The sequence below is a fragment of the Pyxidicoccus trucidator genome, from assembly GCF_010894435.1.
GTDB lineage: Bacteria > Myxococcota > Myxococcia > Myxococcales > Myxococcaceae > Myxococcus > Myxococcus trucidator.
In genome coordinates this window covers 490,425-506,030 of sequence record NZ_JAAIXZ010000005.1, presented here as the reverse complement: position 1 = coordinate 506,030, position 15,606 = coordinate 490,425, and the positions used below count along the sequence as shown (strand labels likewise).

General features: G+C 69.6%; 11 protein-coding genes. 4 read left to right on the top strand and 7 right to left on the bottom strand.

What is annotated here, in order from left to right; genetic code table 11:
• Window positions 1-117: 117 nt before the first annotated feature.
• The gene (locus G4D85_RS17910) at window positions 118-1,374 is read left to right on the top strand and encodes a zinc metalloprotease (RefSeq protein ID WP_164013458.1); all 1,257 of its coding nucleotides are present in this window, start codon (window positions 118-120) and stop codon (window positions 1,372-1,374) included.
• Window positions 1,375-1,463: 89 nt separating this feature from the next.
• On the opposite strand, the gene G4D85_RS17905 is transcribed toward G4D85_RS17910, so the two are convergent.
• The gene (locus G4D85_RS17905; protein ID WP_164013456.1) at window positions 1,464-4,553 is read right to left on the bottom strand and encodes a serine/threonine-protein kinase; all 3,090 of its coding nucleotides are present in this window, start codon (window positions 4,551-4,553) and stop codon (window positions 1,464-1,466) included.
• Window positions 4,550-5,368, bottom strand: coding sequence for a hypothetical protein (locus tag G4D85_RS17900; protein WP_205525589.1), 819 nt, complete (start codon window positions 5,366-5,368; stop codon window positions 4,550-4,552). The genes G4D85_RS17905 and G4D85_RS17900 overlap by 4 nt, the downstream gene beginning before the upstream one ends.
• Window positions 5,369-5,481: 113 nt before the next feature.
• Between G4D85_RS17900 and G4D85_RS17895 the strand changes: the two genes are divergently transcribed.
• Window positions 5,482-5,898 carry a hypothetical protein gene (locus G4D85_RS17895; protein ID WP_240359344.1) on the top strand — a complete coding sequence of 139 codons (417 nt, stop codon included), beginning with the start codon at window positions 5,482-5,484 and terminating at the stop codon, window positions 5,896-5,898.
• 21 nt (window positions 5,899-5,919) lie between these two features.
• Here G4D85_RS17895 and G4D85_RS17890 read toward each other — a convergent pair whose 3' ends face one another.
• The 3 genes from G4D85_RS17890 to G4D85_RS17880 form a co-directional block, all read right to left on the bottom strand.
• Window positions 5,920-7,572 carry an LVIVD repeat-containing protein gene (locus G4D85_RS17890; RefSeq protein ID WP_164013452.1) on the bottom strand — a complete coding sequence of 551 codons (1,653 nt, stop codon included), beginning with the start codon at window positions 7,570-7,572 and terminating at the stop codon, window positions 5,920-5,922.
• A 176-nt stretch (window positions 7,573-7,748) separates the two neighbouring features.
• Window positions 7,749-8,228, bottom strand: a complete 480-nt coding sequence (locus G4D85_RS17885) for an FHA domain-containing protein (protein ID WP_164013450.1) — start codon at window positions 8,226-8,228, stop codon at window positions 7,749-7,751.
• Between the two features lie 24 nt (window positions 8,229-8,252).
• On the bottom strand, window positions 8,253-9,647 hold the full coding sequence (locus G4D85_RS17880; protein WP_205525588.1) for a hypothetical protein: 1,395 nt from the start codon (window positions 9,645-9,647) through the stop codon (window positions 8,253-8,255).
• Window positions 9,648-10,090: 443 nt separating this feature from the next.
• Between G4D85_RS17880 and G4D85_RS17875 the strand changes: the two genes are divergently transcribed.
• Window positions 10,091-11,536: a serine/threonine protein kinase gene (locus G4D85_RS17875; protein WP_164013445.1), complete on the top strand. Its 1,446-nt coding sequence runs from the start codon at window positions 10,091-10,093 to the stop codon at window positions 11,534-11,536.
• Window positions 11,537-11,736: 200 nt separating this feature from the next.
• Here G4D85_RS17875 and mtgA read toward each other — a convergent pair whose 3' ends face one another.
• On the bottom strand, window positions 11,737-12,636 hold the full coding sequence (mtgA, locus tag G4D85_RS17870) for a monofunctional biosynthetic peptidoglycan transglycosylase (RefSeq protein WP_164013443.1): 900 nt from the start codon (window positions 12,634-12,636) through the stop codon (window positions 11,737-11,739).
• A gap of 274 nt (window positions 12,637-12,910) precedes the next feature.
• Here mtgA and G4D85_RS17865 point away from each other — a divergent pair, with 274 nt between their 5' ends.
• Complete coding sequence (locus G4D85_RS17865; protein WP_164013441.1) at window positions 12,911-14,344, top strand: S28 family serine protease; 1,434 nt, start codon at window positions 12,911-12,913, stop codon at window positions 14,342-14,344.
• An 83-nt stretch (window positions 14,345-14,427) separates the two neighbouring features.
• Here the strand turns inward: G4D85_RS17865 and G4D85_RS17860 are convergent, their stop codons facing one another.
• Window positions 14,428-15,531, bottom strand: a complete 1,104-nt coding sequence (locus G4D85_RS17860) for a PE-PPE domain-containing protein (protein ID WP_164013439.1) — start codon at window positions 15,529-15,531, stop codon at window positions 14,428-14,430.
• Window positions 15,532-15,606 lie beyond the last annotated feature (75 nt).

Below are 15,606 nucleotides of genomic sequence, written 5' to 3'. Positions count from 1 at the left end.
CCCAATCCCTGCCTCAGTCGTGTGAATCTAGACAAAAAAGAATAGCCAAAAAAACCTGCTTGCGACAATCACGGGGCGGTTGGCGCGATGCCAATTCTTTGTAAACAAAGGAATCCCATGTCCAAGCTTCAGAAGACCCTGCTAGCAGCTTCCGTCTCGCTCCTGGGTTTCAACGGTTGTGGCAGTCCCGACCTCCCGGATACGGAGACCACAGAGACGGTCAGCACCCGCCAGGGCGTGGAAGTCGCGACGGCCATTCCCCTCCCAATCCCCGCATGCGCGCTTCTCCCCGATACGGACGGCGACGCCGTCTGCGACGTCGTGGAGACGTTGTTGGGCACCAATCCCAACAACCCCGACACGGACGGAGACCGGCTCAACGACTACGCGGAGTCGTTCGGCTTCGGCGGCGGCCTGGACCTGACGGCCCTCGGCGCGAACGCGCGCAGGAAGGACATCTTCGTCGAGGCGGACTACTACCCCAACCAACAGCCCACCCAGGCCATGCTGAACCGGGTCATCAACGCCTTCGCCAACGCGCCGGTGACGAACCCGGATGGCTCCACGGGCATCACCCTGCACATCGTGGTGGACCAGCAGATCACCGCGGCGGACGCGGACCTGGACCTGAGCCCCGTGTGGACGGACTTCGACGTCATCAAGGGGAAGTACTTCGCCGCGAACCGCGCGCCCTACTTCCACTACATGCTGTTCGCGCACCGGTACGACGGCGGCAACTCCAGCGGCATCTCGCGCGGCATTCCCGCGCATGACTTCGTGGTGACGCTGGGCTTCGCCGCGGTCACGGAGGTGCAGCTGGCCGGCACCCTCATGCACGAGCTGGGGCACAACATCGGCCTGCGCCACGGCGGCACCGACAACGCCAACTACAAGCCCAACTACCTGAGCATCATGAACTACCAGTACCAGTTCTACGGCTTCGGCATTGGCGGCTTGAACAACGTGCTCGACTATTCGCGCGTGCGGGTGGCTTCCATCAGCGAGCAGAGCGTCAACGAGGTCTCCGCGTTCACGCCCGTCGCCCCGACCACCGAAGCGGACCTCGCGAAAATCAGCGCGCTTCGCTTCAACAACGCCCAGGTCACTGGCAACGCGAGCACCAACCTGGACTTCAATAACAACGGGAGCATCCAGGCCACGTCCTACGCCCGGGACCTCGACGGCAACGGCTCCACCGCCAACGTGTTCCCCGCGTCGCAGAACGACTGGTTGGCCCTCGCGTATGACGGCGGTGGCCAGATTGGCTTCGCCACGTCGGGCATCACCCAGGACCTGGGCCGCGAGGAGCTGTACCTCGTCCCCCCCGAGAAGATGGAGCCCTGCCTCACCGTGGACGCGCGCGACGCCCGGTAGTCACCGCCGTCCCCGCTGAAGCGTCGCATTCCGCCGCCGGGCCCTCCTTCACGCGGGGGCCCGGCGAGCACCCGTGCTTCGCTGAGGCCTCACCGCCGGGACAGGTCCTGCTGCCACACCCGGACCTTCTCCAGCTCTGGCCTGGCTCGGGTGCCCTGGGCTTCGAGCGCGACGCGGGCCTCCTCGGCGAGGGCCATCGCGCGCGCCCGGTCCGGCGCACGCTGCGCCACCAATGCCCGCGCCATCAGGAAGCGGGCCCAGGCTGAATACAGCTTCGCGGTGGAGACGCCATCGAGGAACTCCCGGGCGCGCTCCAACAGGGGGCGGGCCTTCTCCGGCGCGCCCAGGCCGAGGTGTGCTTCCGAGAGGCAGACGAGGTCCAGCGCCACGGCCATGGAACGGGGCCCCTGGGCCTTCTCATTGAGGGCCAGGGAGCGCTCGCAGATGTCGAGCGCCTCCTTCGGGTGTCCCTCGGCCAGGGCCACCTGGCTCAGCGGCGCGGCCACCAGGGCCATGTTGACGTTGTCGGGGCCGTGCTCCTTCTCGAGGATGGCCTTCGCGCGCTGGAGGTCCTTCCGGGCCTCGGCGTAGCGGCCCACCCGGGTGTACGCCGGCGCACGGAAGAAGAGCACCGCGGTGAGCCGCTGCGAGTCCGGGCCCAGGGCGCGCTCGAAGCGCTTCTCGGCCTCGGCGAAGAGGGCGAAGGCCTTGTCGGGCCGGTCCGCTTCACTGGCCAGCCGGCCGAGCTGGGAGAAAGCCAGGGCGGTGAGCGGGTTGTCCGGGCCGAGGGTGCGCTCGAAGATGGCGCGTGCGCGCTCCATGCTGCGCTCGGCCTCCTCCGCGCGGCCCTGGTCCCTCAACTTCGTGCCGAGGGTGCCGAGCACTACCGCGAGGTTGATGGGCTCCTCGCCCTCGACGTCCGAGTACAGGCCAACGGCCCGCTGCAGGGCGGCGAGCGCCTCGTCGGCGCGGCCGAGGGCGTCGTAGTCGTAGGCGAGGCTGTTGAGGCTGATGGAAAGCTCGGGGTGATGGGGCCCGAGCTGGCGCTCCATGATCTGGAGCGAGCGGAGATGGGCGTCCACGGCCTGCTGCAGCCGCTTCTGCCGGTAGTGCACCCGGCCGAGCGCGTGGAGGAACTCGGCGGCCTGAAGGCTGTCCTCGCCGTGGGCGCGCTTCGCCAGCTCCACCCCCTTGGGGATTTCCGCCTCCGCCTGGGTGTACTTCCCCTGCTGGAGGAGCACCGAGCCCCACCTCAGGTGGTAGTCCGCGGCAATGTCCGGGAAGCGCTCACGGCCCAGTCGAGCCACGGCGGCCTGGGCATGCTGGGCGATGCGCTCCGCGTCCTCGGAGCGGGCCAGCTGGTCTCCCACCACCCAGAGCAGGTAGTTCCACGCGCGCGCCACCGTCTCGTCGTCATGCCCGGCTTCGGCCGCGAACACGGACTTGTAGAGGGCGTCCTCCGCGTCCTTCGGCTTGTCGCCCAGGTGCAGCAGCTCCCCGTGGGCGAGGAGCACCTCGGCCTCGAGGGGCTTGTAGTCCAGGTCCTGGAGGTCCTTCAGGAGGGCGGACGTGAGCGCGAGCCCCTGCGCATACCGGCCCGCGTCAGTCTCCGCGCGGGCCTCGGCCAGCTTGCGCCGGGCGGCGTCCACGCGGGGCTGGAGCGCCTCGGGCGGCTGCGGGCGGGTGGCGAGCTCCGGCGCATCGCGACACCCCGTGAGCCCCTCCAGGGACATGACGAGCCGCCGCGAGTTGCGCACCGTCTGCGCGTCCGCCTGCTTCAGCACGCCGGTGACGGCGGCGAGCTGCCACAGCCGGGCGTCGAGGCAGGCTGCCGTCTGCCACACGTTGCTCGCGGGCTGCTCGTGGGACGTGACACAGGCCTCGGTGCGCAGGGTGCGCCACTGCGAGGCGTGCGCGTCCAGAAACCCCGCCACCTTCTCCCAGGCGTCGGCCGCATGAGGCGCGCCCGTGGCGAGGAAGGCCGCGCGCACCTGCTCGCGCTGCACGGGGCCCCACGCCGCGCCAAGCTTCTCCGCCTCCTGCGCGCAGCGCGCCTCGGCCCGGTGCGCCAGGGCCCAGGCGCCCACCGCGCCCAGTACGCAGGCCGCGCCCGCGAGTGCCGCCACGCGGGCCCACACACGCCGGGGCGGAGGCGCGAGCGCCGCCAGCAGCGGCTCCATGGAGGGGTAGCGGTCCTCGGGGCGCGGCTTCAGCCCGCGAAGCACCACGCGCCGCACCCAGGCGGGCACCTTCGTGCCGTGGGGCGCCGGGCGCAGGCGTTCCTCCTGCGCGGCGCGGGCCACCTCCTCCAGGCTGCTGCCCTCGAAGGGACGCACGCCGTAGAGCGCTTCGTGAAGGGCCACGCAGAAGCTGAACTGGTCCGACAGCGCGTCCGCCCGCCTTCCGTCGAGCAGCTCCGGCGCCATGTACGCGGGCGTCCCCAGCAGCACGCCCGTGCGCGTGAGCGGGCTGGCCATGGAGGCGGCCGCGCCGGGCGCCCCTGATTTCGACGCGGCGACCTGCCCCCGGTTGAGAGGCCTTGCCATGCCGAAGTCCGTCACCCGCGCGCGCCCGTCCCTGCCGACAAGGACGTTGGCGGGCTTGAAGTCGCGGTGCACCAGTCCCGCCGCGTGCGCGGCCAGGAGCCCCCGCCCCGCCTCGGTGAAGACGCGCAGCACCTCCTGCCAGGAGCGCGGCGTTCTCAGCCACTCCGCGAGCGTGACGCCGTCCACCAGCTCCATGGCCAGGAAGACGCAGCCCTCATGCGTGCCCACGTCGAAGACGGAGACGACGTTGGCGTGGGAGAGGCGGGCCAGCGACTGGGCCTCCAGCACCAGCCGCTGGCGCAACTCCTCCACCTGCCGGCCCTCCGGACGCAGCATCTTGAGGGCCACCTGGCGGTCCAGGTCCGGGTCATAGGCCGCGTACACCACGCCCATGGCCCCGGCGCCGATGCGCTCCAGCACCACGTACCGAGACAGCGTGGCACCGCGCTCCAGCGGCGCGGGGGGCGACCCGGCGGACACGCTTTCGCTCATCGAGTCGGCTTCCGCCGCCGCCAGGACCCGCTGGCAGTCGTGACAGCGCTCCACGTGCGCCAGCACCTGCGTGCGCTGCTCCGCCGGGAGCAGCCCCGCCAGCAAATCACTCAGCGTCGTCTCAGCAGGACAAGCCGTCATCCGGTGGCAAGCGTATCAGCCTTGGCCGTGGGCATGACGAACGTCAACTTCCGGTTGCCCTGCTGATAGGTCATCCGCGTGCGTCCGGCACCCGCCGGTCCCTGCGCGGTGGGAGGCCCCTGCCACAGCTCGGCGCGCAGGAGGCGGCCCAGGGCGTCGAGCTCGGGCTCGACGGCTTCCGTCCTGGCGACGAGCGACAGTGCGGCCTCCACTGGAAAGCGGGCCCGATGCGTCCGGCGTGTGACGCCCAGCACGAGCCCCGTCAGCGCGGCGCCCGCCTCCGCGGCGACGTTCGCGGTGGACTCCGCCGGATAGAACCGGACGCCATCCGGCTGAATCACCACGGCGCCGGGTTGAATCTGGAAGCCAGACACGAGCCACGCGGAGAGCACCCGCAGTGCCGGGGTTGAAGACGTGGAGGCGGGCGGCGTCCAGCGCTGGAGCAGGGCCAGCCCGCCCCAGAGCTGCTTGTACTTCCACAGCAGGGGCATCGAGGCCTTCCGCGCGCCGCGCAGGCTCACGCTCCGCAAGCGAGTCCCGATGTCGACGTCCAGGGTCCGTAGCTCCTCGCGGGAAACGATGACCGGCTTGCCCAGGTTCGGCCTCCAGATGAGGCGCTGGCTGGTGAGCAGGAACTTCCCGGACCGCCCCCAGAAGAACCAGATGCCCAGCAGGGGAAACACCACTGTTGGCAGCAGCGTCAGGGCCACCATGAACGCGAGGAAATACGCCATGAACCACGGCCCCCCGCTCGCCAGCACATGCTCGCCTTCCTCGGGCGGGAAGTTCTTCGCCCACGAGGGCCAGTCAGACATCTGGGGTGCAGGGGTCATGGCGTGGACCGGAGCGCACAAGCCTCTCCGGAGTCAAGCCGACGCGGCGCCTCACCGCGACGGCGTGAGGGCCACGACCCAGGAAGAACCATGTTATGGGCGCCGCCCCGCGGTTCGAGACCCAGAGGTGGAACCACAACGCCAAGGACGGCAGCGAGCAGTACGAGATGCCCGAGGACACCGCCTCCGCCCCCGTGTGGAGGAAGGAGTGGACCTGGAGCCATGACCGGGACGTGAAGGCGAGCGGGAAGACGCTCGAGACGCGCTGGCCCGCCGCCGCCGAGCTGCGCCCCGCCAAGGCGCTGCCCAAGGGCGAGCAGGAGCGGACCTCGCGCGACGCGAGCTACACCGTGGTCCTCCAGGGCGAAGGCCATCCGCCCGTCACGTACTCGCCAGAGACGCTGGAGGAGCTCCAGCGCTTCGCCATCGGCAGCACCCACACGCTCCAGCAGGAGAACGGCGAAGTCTCTGTCGTCCCCCCGAAACAACCGCCGCCCGCTCCAGCGAAATGAAGCGGGTACGAGCCGCCTGGCTCAGGGCTCGTCGAGGATGAGCAGCCCGCGAGCGGACTCCACGACGTAGAGGAAGTCATCCCCGGGAATGCGGATGCCGTAGGCGCCCACGAAGATGCCGTCCGACCGGCCGGGGTCCGACTCGCGGAAGGTGTTGAAGTGCGCCACCTCGCGCGGCTTCGTGGGGTTGGACACGTCCAGCACGCGCAGGCCCTCCTGGTACCAGGCGATGTAGAGGCGGTCTCCGCGCAGAATCATGTTGTGGATGGAGGAGACGGGGCGCTTGCGGTGCTCGCCAATCTTCACGATGTGGGCCGGGTCCGTGACGTCCAGCACGCGCAGGTGGGAGGCGGCGAACTCACCGCCCTCGAAGGCAATGGTGCGGCCGGCGAAGGTGCCCACCGCGCTGTGGTGCGAATAGCTGCCATGCACGTACTGCCCCAGGTGTCGCACGTCATCGAGGTTGGAGACGTCCACGATGGAGAACCCGGCGTAGGTGTTGTTGATGTAGAGGCGGCCCTGGTAGGCGAAGTGGTCATGGGGGCTTCCCCCTGCGGCGAGGACCGAGTCCAGGCTGATGGTCTGCCGCAGCACGGGATCCAGCGGGCGCGAGACGTCGTAGACGCGCGTGAGGCCCTCATTGTCCGCGGCATACAGCCGGTCTCCGTCGACGAGCACGGTGTGCACGCCGTACTGCCCCGAGGGCAGGGCGCGCAGGAAGGCGGGCTCGGCGGGCCGGGAGATGTCGTAGACGATGGTGCCCGAGACATCACTGGCAACGTACAGGGCGTCGCCGAGGGCCCAGGCGCCGTTCCAGTTGGAGTCACCGGGGATGCTGATGGACGTCTTGAAGACAGGGTGGCTCCGGTCGCTCACGTCGAAGACGGTGAGGCCTCCAGCGCGGCCCGGCCTGTCGAGCGAGACGACGTAGGCATGGTCCTTGGTGACATAGATGTCCGCGGGCTGGCCCAGTTCCACCCGTGACTCCGAGCGCAGCACCAGCCCGCCGGAGGACTCCGCCTCGCCGGGAGGCCAGGCCATGCGATGCGCCTCGAAGGTGCCAGTGCGGGAGAACCGTCCACTGACGCAGCGGATGAAGCAGCCGGTGATGACGCCGGGCGAGGGAGTCTTGCAGCCGGCGAAGGCGAAGTTGGTGGAGGGCGTACTCGGAGGCCGGCTGGCGATGAAGAAGGTGCCGCCGTCGGTATGCCGGGTGACGACGGGCCGGGTGGCCAGGGTGTCGGCGCCGCCGTCGGAGTGGAGCATGAAGCCGACGGCGGAGAAGAGCACGGTGGTGCCGCCGTCCTGGGCGACTGTCTCCGCGCGCATGCCGGCCTGGTAGATGCCATGGGGCTCCACGCTGGCGAGCGCGTCCGCGTCACACGACGACAGGTCGAACATGGACGGTGTCAGGTCATCACAGCTCGGCGTCGTCCCCGGGTTGAGGGTGCACGGGGCATGGGGACCCCGGTCCAGCCAGTCACCGCGCTCCTCCAGCACGGTGTAGCCGCCGTCCCACGGCTCGGGCCCCGCGTCGACTGTCCCCGAGTCCTCCACAGGGGAAGTGCCCGCGTCCACGACGGGGGCCGGGGTGTCATCGCAGCCAGCGAGGGTGACGAGCGCCAGCGCACAGGCGAACAGCCATACGCGCGGAGAGAGCGAAGGGGACGCCATGGTGCACTCCTCCAGTTTCCCGAGGAGTGAAGCACCGGGACGGCGTGAGCCTCCGGAATGGTTGCCGCGTGACGCACAACTCACCGCGTGGAGGCGTACACGGGCCGGACGCCTGCCTCCGGGTGCCGGAATTGCAGTGGCGACGCTCAGCCTCCGTGCGCCCTGAGCCTTCCGGCTTACTCAATCTCCACGACGCAGGGTCCCACCTCCAGCAAGAGCGGCTGGCGGGCTGGGACCCGCAGGCGTTCACCGGGCGTTGACGCGGAGGTCCCTCCCGCCGAGGTGAGGCCTTCCACCACCTCGATGAAATAGCAGGGGTGGTGACCACCGCCGACCGTCACCCGGGCGTGCACCGGCGCCACCCCTTCCTGGTCCACGACAACGGTGTTGGTGCGGTCCCGCCCGAGGGTGAGCCCCTTCGACCAGACCTCGCCCCTGCCGCCGAGCAGCACCGAGGAGAGGACGGTCCCGTCCTTCCGGCGGACGGTCGCCTTCACCCGGTATTTCTCCACGCGCCAGTACACCAGCGACGCGCTGAACGGGCGCGCGTCGCCCCAGGCGAGCGTGCCTGTTTCGGCATCTACACGGACGGTCTGGAAGTTCTCCGGCGAGCGCAACCAATCGCGGGTTTCGGCGGTGAGGTCCGGGACGCGCACGGCCTCCCAGTCGAAGAGGCAGGGCTACTGGAAGCTTACCTTCCCATCCCGCTGATAGCAGACGTGCGGCGTGCCATCCGTGGGACGGATCGCCACGCTCGGGCGCGTGGCATCATCCACCGTTCCCAGCTGGGTATACGTCCAGAACCCCTGCGTGTCCGGCGTGCTGAGCTCCATGGCCGTCCCATTGCGCAGGACGGCGACCGGCTTGCCCCCGCCATACGCGAGGTCCGACGACGCGTACCGGTAGTCGACCGGGGAGGAGCTCACGGTGCTGGCCGACAGGGGCGTGCCGACCGTGATGTCATCGATGGCGGCCCGCTCGCCTTCATTGATGCCGTTGGCCAGCGCGAGGAGGTGCTGGCCCTGTCCCCAGACGAGCGCGTTCCAGGGGATGAAGGAGCCGGTGTCCTCCACCTTGAAGGAGTCGATGACCGAGCCCCGGATGACCCGCAGGTGGCTGGCACCGATGCCGCCGGTGGCCTGATTCGTCATGACATACAGCCCACCGGCCGCGTCGAAGACCGGGTCGCCCGTGAGGTGGGCGGTGGTGAGGGGCAGCAGCGAGCTGGCCCAGGTGTTGGCCGCCGTCCGGGTCGCGACCCGGATGGTCCCGATGGAATTGCTGGCGGAGACGATGACCGGTTGCTGGCCCTGTGCGGGGTTGAGGGCGATACCCAACCGGTTCGTCGCCGCGGTGTCCACGCTCTCGCGAGTCCATGCGCCATTGACGCGCGTGGCGTAGCCGATGCGGAACGTGGCGACCGCAAGAGGGCCGGTGCTCTTGAGATAACCGACGTGCGGCGTGCCGGTCGCCGCGTCGAGCGCCAGCACGGGCTTCGTGACGAACATGCCACCGGTGTTGAAACCGGGACCGTCAATCTGCTCTGTCTTCCACGTCGTGCCGTCCCAGGTCGCGTACCAGAGAGTGTTGTGGGTGTCGTTCGTGTAGACGACGTGTCCCTTGCCCGCGTCGTCGAACGCGAGCTCGCAGGTGCTGCCCGTCACGTCCGGCCCCGGGTCGATCACCGTACTGGCGGCGAGCGGAGACGCCACCACGCTGAAGTGGAAAGCCCCCTGCGCCGTCTTGCCGGACTCCGTCTCTACCAAGACAGACAAGGAAGCCGTCCCCGCTGGGGGTAGCGTCCAGGTGACATGCTCCGCGTCGGACTCGAGCGCCCCGGCGTTGGTGCTCCAACGCACCGACTTGAAGGCCTCGCCCGAGGCGACGATCCGGAATTGTTCCTGCGTGCTTTCGACGTAGGGGCCTGCTCCGCCCTCCCGCTCAATGAGCAGCATCAGGTCCCCGGGCCCATGAGAGGAAATGACCTCGACAAGCCTGGGCTCACGGTCGCATGCCGTGAGCAGCGTCAGTCCTGTCAATATCAGGGTCCAGGGGAAGTACTTCTTTTGCAGCATCACTCGCGTTCCTTGTTGGGGGGAAACAGCCGCTCCGTGAACGGACAAGCGTCCCAGAAGGTCTACGCGAAATGACTTTCTTGCGGAGGAAGTGCGAGGAATGGATGTATCAACGCGTCTTCGGTCGCTTCGGCCGGAACCGGGCTTCCGCCTCGGCCTGCGCGGACCTGTACTCCGCGAGCACCTCCTTGTCCCGTCATCCACCGGGGCGACATCGAGCGGACCGGGAGCCTCGCGAGCGGCGCACTGACCGAAGCGCGCGTCACCCCGTTGCTGCGCGACCTGCGGCGGCGGTGAGTCCTGCGCTTTCACCTGTGGCGCTCCGGACTCCCCATGTCAGTCCGGTGGGGAGGGCTGTCGTCCACCTGCCGGATGGGGTTGGAGTTCCACTACCTCGCGAGTAGTCTCCTCGGGCGCGGTGCGACCGCCTCACGAGGTGCCTCATGGAGTCTGATTACCTCAGTCCGGGAAGCCTGCCCCCCGGGACGCGACTCGGCCCGTGGCTGCTGCTCGGGCAGCGCGGCCGGGGCTCCTACGGCGTCGTCTACCGCGCCGTGCTCGAAGCGCAGCAGGAGTCCGCGCACATCGTGGCCCTCAAGCTGGCCCTGCACCCGGGGGATGGGCGCTTCGCCCGGGAGGCCGAGCTGCTCTCCCGCGTCCACCACCCCGCCGTCCCACGCCTGCTGGATTATGGCCACTGGCAGCCCTGCGAGGGCGTCTCCTACGCCTGGCTCGTCATGGAGTGGGTGGAGGGCACGCCACTCTATGCGTGGGCCCAGGCACAGCGCCCGTCTTCACGACAGGTGCTTCAGCTTCTGGCCCGGCTGGCCCGCGCCCTGGACGCCACCCATTCGGCAGGAGGCCTCCACCGCGATGTGAAGGGTGACAACGTCCTCGTCCGGCGCGCAGACGCGCAGCCCTTCCTCATGGACTTCGGCTCAGGACACCACCTGGGCGCCTCCACCCTCACCTCGCACCTCTTTCCTCCCGGAACCCCGTCCTACCGCTCGCCCGAGGCGTGGCGCTTCGTCTTCGGCTCCCGTAAGCCCCCGCCCGTCCCCTATGCCCCGGGGCCCGCGGATGACCTCTTCGCCCTGGGTGTCACCGCCTATCGCCTCGTCACCGAGAAGTACCCTCCGTCCGCCCACCCCTGGGAGAAGGCGGAGGCCTGGCTCTGGCGCACCGAGGAGCTGGCGCACTGGACGGCGCGAGTCTGCAACCCCCGCTGCATTCCGGAGCTCAGCGCCCTGGTGTCCCGGATGCTCTCGCCCCGCCCCGAGGCGCGAGGCAGCGCGCGCGAGGTGGCGGAAGCGCTGGAGCAGGCCGCGCGCAACGCGGGACGCGAGGCGGATGTGCCGCTCTTCACGGGAGAAGAGCCTCGGCCCGCCAGCCTCCTTCCCGTCCCCCAGCGCGTCACGGTGCGGCGCCCTCCTCCCATGCGCAGGTGGCCCAGGCTCGCCGCCGCCGGCCTCGGAGGTGCACTGGCGCTGAGCGCCGGGGGGCTGCTGAGCGTGAATCGCTTCGAGGAGCCCGCGACGTCCCACCTCGCGCAGCAGGAAGAGACGAAGGATGCCGGCACCGTGGCCGTCGGGGACTCGGTCCTGACGGCGCCGGTGGCACCAGAGCGAGTTCCCTCCATGTGGTCCTCCATCGCGGTAGACCTGCCACCGAAACCCTTTCCAGGGCAGCAGCGCCCGGACGCCAACGGCCGCTGTCCCGGCAAAGAGCAGGTCGCCATCAACGGCGGTTGCTGGAGGAAGCTACCCGTGGACCAGAAGGACTGTGATGGTTGGGACAGCTTTGAATACAGGAGCGCGTGCTACTTCCCAGCCATGACTCGGCAACGCCCTGCCACCTCAGGCCCCGCGGCTCGAGACGACCATCCATAGCCAGCTGCTCCAGAGTCCGACCTGTGCTCCCGACCGGTGCAGCGGGCCGCGCAGCCCCCTTTGAGTACGCCTGCCCCGTGGCGATGCCGACGGTCGGCGCGCGGCTGCCCATGTGCCCGCTTCCCTCCACGGCTCCAGCCACAGCGCGGAGGGCAGCGCCGTAATGGAGCGCTCCAAGCTCCTGCCGCGAGGCGTGTGGCTCAGCTTCCCGCGGGCAGCCGGGAGATGGCCTCCGCCACGGAGCCGGGCGCGGGCGGTGCGCTGAAGAAGCGCGAGAGCTCGGCCTGGGCTTCGCGGGCTTGCTCCCCGCTGATGCGCCCCTCGCGCTCCAGCCTCCCGAGGATGACGCTGGCGCGGGTGCGCAGGGCCTCTGGCCGCTGGGCGGGCAGCCAGCGGCGCGGGGCGGGCAGCATGCCCGCGAGCATCGCGCCCTGCGCCACACTGAGTGCCCGCGCCGAGGTGCCGAAGTGCTCGCGTGCCGCCGCCTCGATGCCGTACACGCCGTCTCCCCACTCCACGACGTTCATGTACAGCGCGAGGATGCGCTGCTTGGACAGGTCGGCCTCCAGCCGGCGCGCGAGCAGCAGCTCCTTGCCCTTGCGCAGCAGGCTGCGGTCCGTGGAGAGGTAGAGGTTCTTCGCCAGCTGCTGAGTGAGGGTGGAGGCGCCGCGCCCCAGGCGAGCCTGGCGCACCGACTGCTCGAGGGAATTCTCCACCTCGGTCCAGTCCACGCCTTCGTGCTGGTAGAAGCGCGCATCCTCGGAGAGCAGCACGGCGTCCACCGCGTGCGGGGCCACCGCGCCGAGGGACACCCAGGCCTGGCGCACACGGGGCTTCTTGCCCGCCTCGCGCGCCTCCTCGGCCCGCTGCTCCATGAGCGCGGTGGTGGGCGGGTTCTGCGTTCGCAGGGGGCTCACGTCGGGCAGCCGCGCGTACCCCACGCTGAGCCAGACGACGAGCAGCAGCCACCCGCCAAGCGCCCAGCGACTCCAGCCCGGGCCGGAGCGCTTCCCCACGACGCGCCGGGCGCCAGAGGGGAGCTGCTTCGTCTTCTGCGTCCGGACGGAAGAGGCTCGCGCGGAGGGCGGACGGGAGGCCATCGGTGCACACATCTGCCCCGGTAAACAGCCACTGTCCAGAAGACCGCCGGGAGCGGCACTCGGCGCCGCGGCGAGGTTCGTGGACATATGGGCCGTCCGGAGCCCCCGGTCCCGGAGTCGCCGGCCCACCGGAGGACTTCTCGCGAAGTCCTCCGGTGCTCCGTACATGGAGTGTGGATTTTCACGACTAGCCAATATTTCTTGTTTTGTGAGAATATCCCGGACTGGTTCCTGACTGAACCCGAGTGACGTTGTTCATCGCGAGGAGTTGGACATGCTGGGAGTGAAGTATTGGTTTCGAGGTGTGGTGGGCGCGCTGGCGTTGTCGTTGCTGGCGGCCTGTGGTGACACGTCGGAGGCGGGACGCGAGGTAGAGCCGTCGGCGGAGGCGCCGTCGGGCGTGAGCAACATCGACGGCGACATCCGCGCGAGGCTGGAAGCGCTTCCGGGCGTCACGATTCTGGGGGACGAGCAGATCGACGACTTTCGCTTCTTCACGCTCGACTTCGAGCAACCCGCGGACCACCGCAATCCGGCGGGCGAGAAGTTCCTCCAGCGCATGACGCTGTTCCACCGCTCGGTGGCGGCGCCGATGGTCATCGACACGGAGGGCGCGGAAATCTTCGCGGAGCCCATCGCCGCGGAGCCGGTGGACCTCTTGAAGGGCAACCAGGTGACGGTGGAGCACCGCTTCTACGGCACGTCGACGCCGGCCTCGCGCGACTGGAAGTTGCTGGACGTCTGGCAGTCCGCGGCGGACGCGCACCGCGTGGTGGAGGTGTTCAAGACGATTTACGGCGCGCGCTGGCTGTCCACGGGCGTGTTCCGGGGCGGCACGGCGGCCATCCTGCATCGCTACTACTACCCGAACGACGTGGAGGGCACGATTCCCTACGCGGAGCGGCACAGCCTGGGCTTGCAGGATGTCCGGACGCCGCACTTCCTGGCCAACGTGGGCGACGCGACGTGCCGCGAGCGGCTGAAGGCGGTGCAGCGGGCGGCGCTGGAGCGTCGCGAGGCGCTGACGCCGATGGTGGCGGCGCAGGCGGAGTGGGGCTTCACCTTCGACACGGTGGGCGTGGACAAGGCGTTCGAGTTCAGCGTGGTGCGGCTGCCGTTCTACTTCTGGCAGTACATGGGGCTGGCGCCGTATGACTGCGACACCATTCCGGAGCCCACCGTGTCGGACGAGGAGCTGTTCGCCTTCGTGGACCTGGTGGCGGGCCCCGCGTACATCTTCTCGGACCAGGCGCTGCACAGTGTCACCGAGCCGGAGAGCTACCAGTGCGCCACGGAGCTGGGCGCGCCGCTGTTTCCGGAAGCGGAGCTGGGCTCCCTCCTGCGCTACCCGGGTGGGCAGGTCCCCACGCTGCTGCCGCCCGAGGGCGTGACGAAGGTCTACAACCCGGTGCCCATGCTCAAGGTGGAGGTGTGGATGCGGTGGCACGCCCGGCGCGTGCTCATCGTCGACGGCGCCCTGAGCCCGTGGAGTGCTTCGGCCTTCGGGGTGAGCCCGTGGAATGACGCGTACCGCATCGTGGACCCGGCGGGCATCGGCTTCTACGGGACGCTGAGCGCGCTGCCCGAGCCCCAGCGCACCTTCTTCTTCCAGCGGCTGTCGGAGTGGGCGGACGCGCCGGTGCACGTGCCCGAGGTCTCCCAGGGCAAGCTGAGCGCGCGCTACGAGAAGCGGCTGCGTCGGCGGTAGTCCCGCGCGGAGGAGCCCCGAGGGACACGCCCGCACGTGGCGTGCACCCTCGGGTGAGCTCCGTCTCGCTCAGGGCAGGCAGCTCAGACCGCGTCCTGGATGTTCCCCAGGTACGTGTCGATGCCGTGCTTGCCTTCAGGAGCGAACACGTCCGAGTCCTTCCCCGCGGAGTCGAACGTGTGGATGGTGGCGCCCTCCGGGGCCTGCATGGACGAGCCCCCGTTGAGGCCGCCAATGCCGGGGAAGAGCCCGGACACGATGCCACTGACGATGTCCGTGACGGGGTTGAACTCGTGCGTGCCCAGCCACGTCGGCACGGGGTCCTGCTTGTTGACGTAGAAGGTGTAGTTCGGCCCGTCCGGGAACGTCTTGCCCGCGCCCGCGAACATGGAGGCGTTGATGTTGCCGAGCAGCTCCTCGCGCTTCTGGCGGTTGCCGTCGCCGAGGATGGGCAGGTTGCCCCAGAAGCCGCCCATGTCGTCCTTGATGCGGTTGTCCACCTCCCGCAGCGCGCTCGCCACGATGGCGCCGCCCTGGCTGTAGCCCGTGACGTTGACCTTCTTGCCCGCCTGCAGGTCGTTGTAGATGGCGTCCGCCAGCGTCTGCGCCGCCTTGTTGTCACCGAGCCCCAGCCGGTCCATGCCGGTCTGCGCGATGTCCGCGGGCAGGCCCTCCGTGGCGTTGTAGATGGGCACCACGTTGGTGCCCGTCTCGTTCGCCATCTTCTGGGCGTCGCCCGTGGCGCTGCCCGGCGGCGTGCAGATGCCGTTGACGTGGTACGTCGTCGGCGTCGGGCTGGCGAGGGGTTGCTCCGGCTGGAACGGCGGCACCTCCGAGATGGAGAACTTGTCCGGCGGATAGGCGTAGCCGTCCGAACCCAGGTACATGCCGTCGTACGTCTTGGGGTCGGCGTTCGCGTCGACCTTCAACGCGCCGCGCGCCACCTTCGTCGCCTCGTCCAACACCACCGTGCCGGCCTGGACCGTGCCCTGGTTGGACTGGACGGGGGGCAGGTTCGCGTTGTCACGGGTGGAGGCCTTGGCCGTGGCGCTCGCCCCCACGAACACGTCCGAGCTCGCCTGGGAACGGGCAACCTGGTTGCTCGCGGCCACGGGCGTCGCCTTCGGCTCCGGAGGGCGCGGCGTCACCGGGCGGCTGATGCCCTTTCCAACTCCGCTGATGGTCATCGCTGGGACTCCTGGCTCTCGGGTTCCAGGGGTTATCGGGACCTGAGAGAAAGAGTTGCCCCGTCAGGTCAGGAC

Bases quoted from the DNA above. Each gene is read 5' to 3' on its own strand.
- G4D85_RS17890 (WP_164013452.1), bottom strand. From the start codon at position 7,572: ATGGCGTCCCCTTCGCTCTCTCCGCGCGTATGGCTGTTCGCCTGTGCG.
- G4D85_RS17865 (WP_164013441.1), top strand. From the start codon at position 12,911: ATGCTGGGAGTGAAGTATTGGTTTCGAGGTGTGGTGGGCGCGCTGGCG.
- G4D85_RS17860 (WP_164013439.1), bottom strand. From the start codon at position 15,531: ATGACCATCAGCGGAGTTGGAAAGGGCATCAGCCGCCCGGTGACGCCG.
- G4D85_RS17905 (WP_164013456.1), bottom strand. From the start codon at position 4,553: ATGACGGCTTGTCCTGCTGAGACGACGCTGAGTGATTTGCTGGCGGGG.
- G4D85_RS17895 (WP_240359344.1), top strand. From the start codon at position 5,482: ATGGGCGCCGCCCCGCGGTTCGAGACCCAGAGGTGGAACCACAACGCC.
- G4D85_RS17875 (WP_164013445.1), top strand. From the start codon at position 10,091: ATGGAGTCTGATTACCTCAGTCCGGGAAGCCTGCCCCCCGGGACGCGA.
- G4D85_RS17900 (WP_205525589.1), bottom strand. From the start codon at position 5,368: ATGTCTGACTGGCCCTCGTGGGCGAAGAACTTCCCGCCCGAGGAAGGC.
- G4D85_RS17910 (WP_164013458.1), top strand. From the start codon at position 118: ATGTCCAAGCTTCAGAAGACCCTGCTAGCAGCTTCCGTCTCGCTCCTG.
- G4D85_RS17880 (WP_205525588.1), bottom strand. From the start codon at position 9,647: ATGCTGCAAAAGAAGTACTTCCCCTGGACCCTGATATTGACAGGACTG.
- mtgA (WP_164013443.1), bottom strand. From the start codon at position 12,636: ATGGCCTCCCGTCCGCCCTCCGCGCGAGCCTCTTCCGTCCGGACGCAG.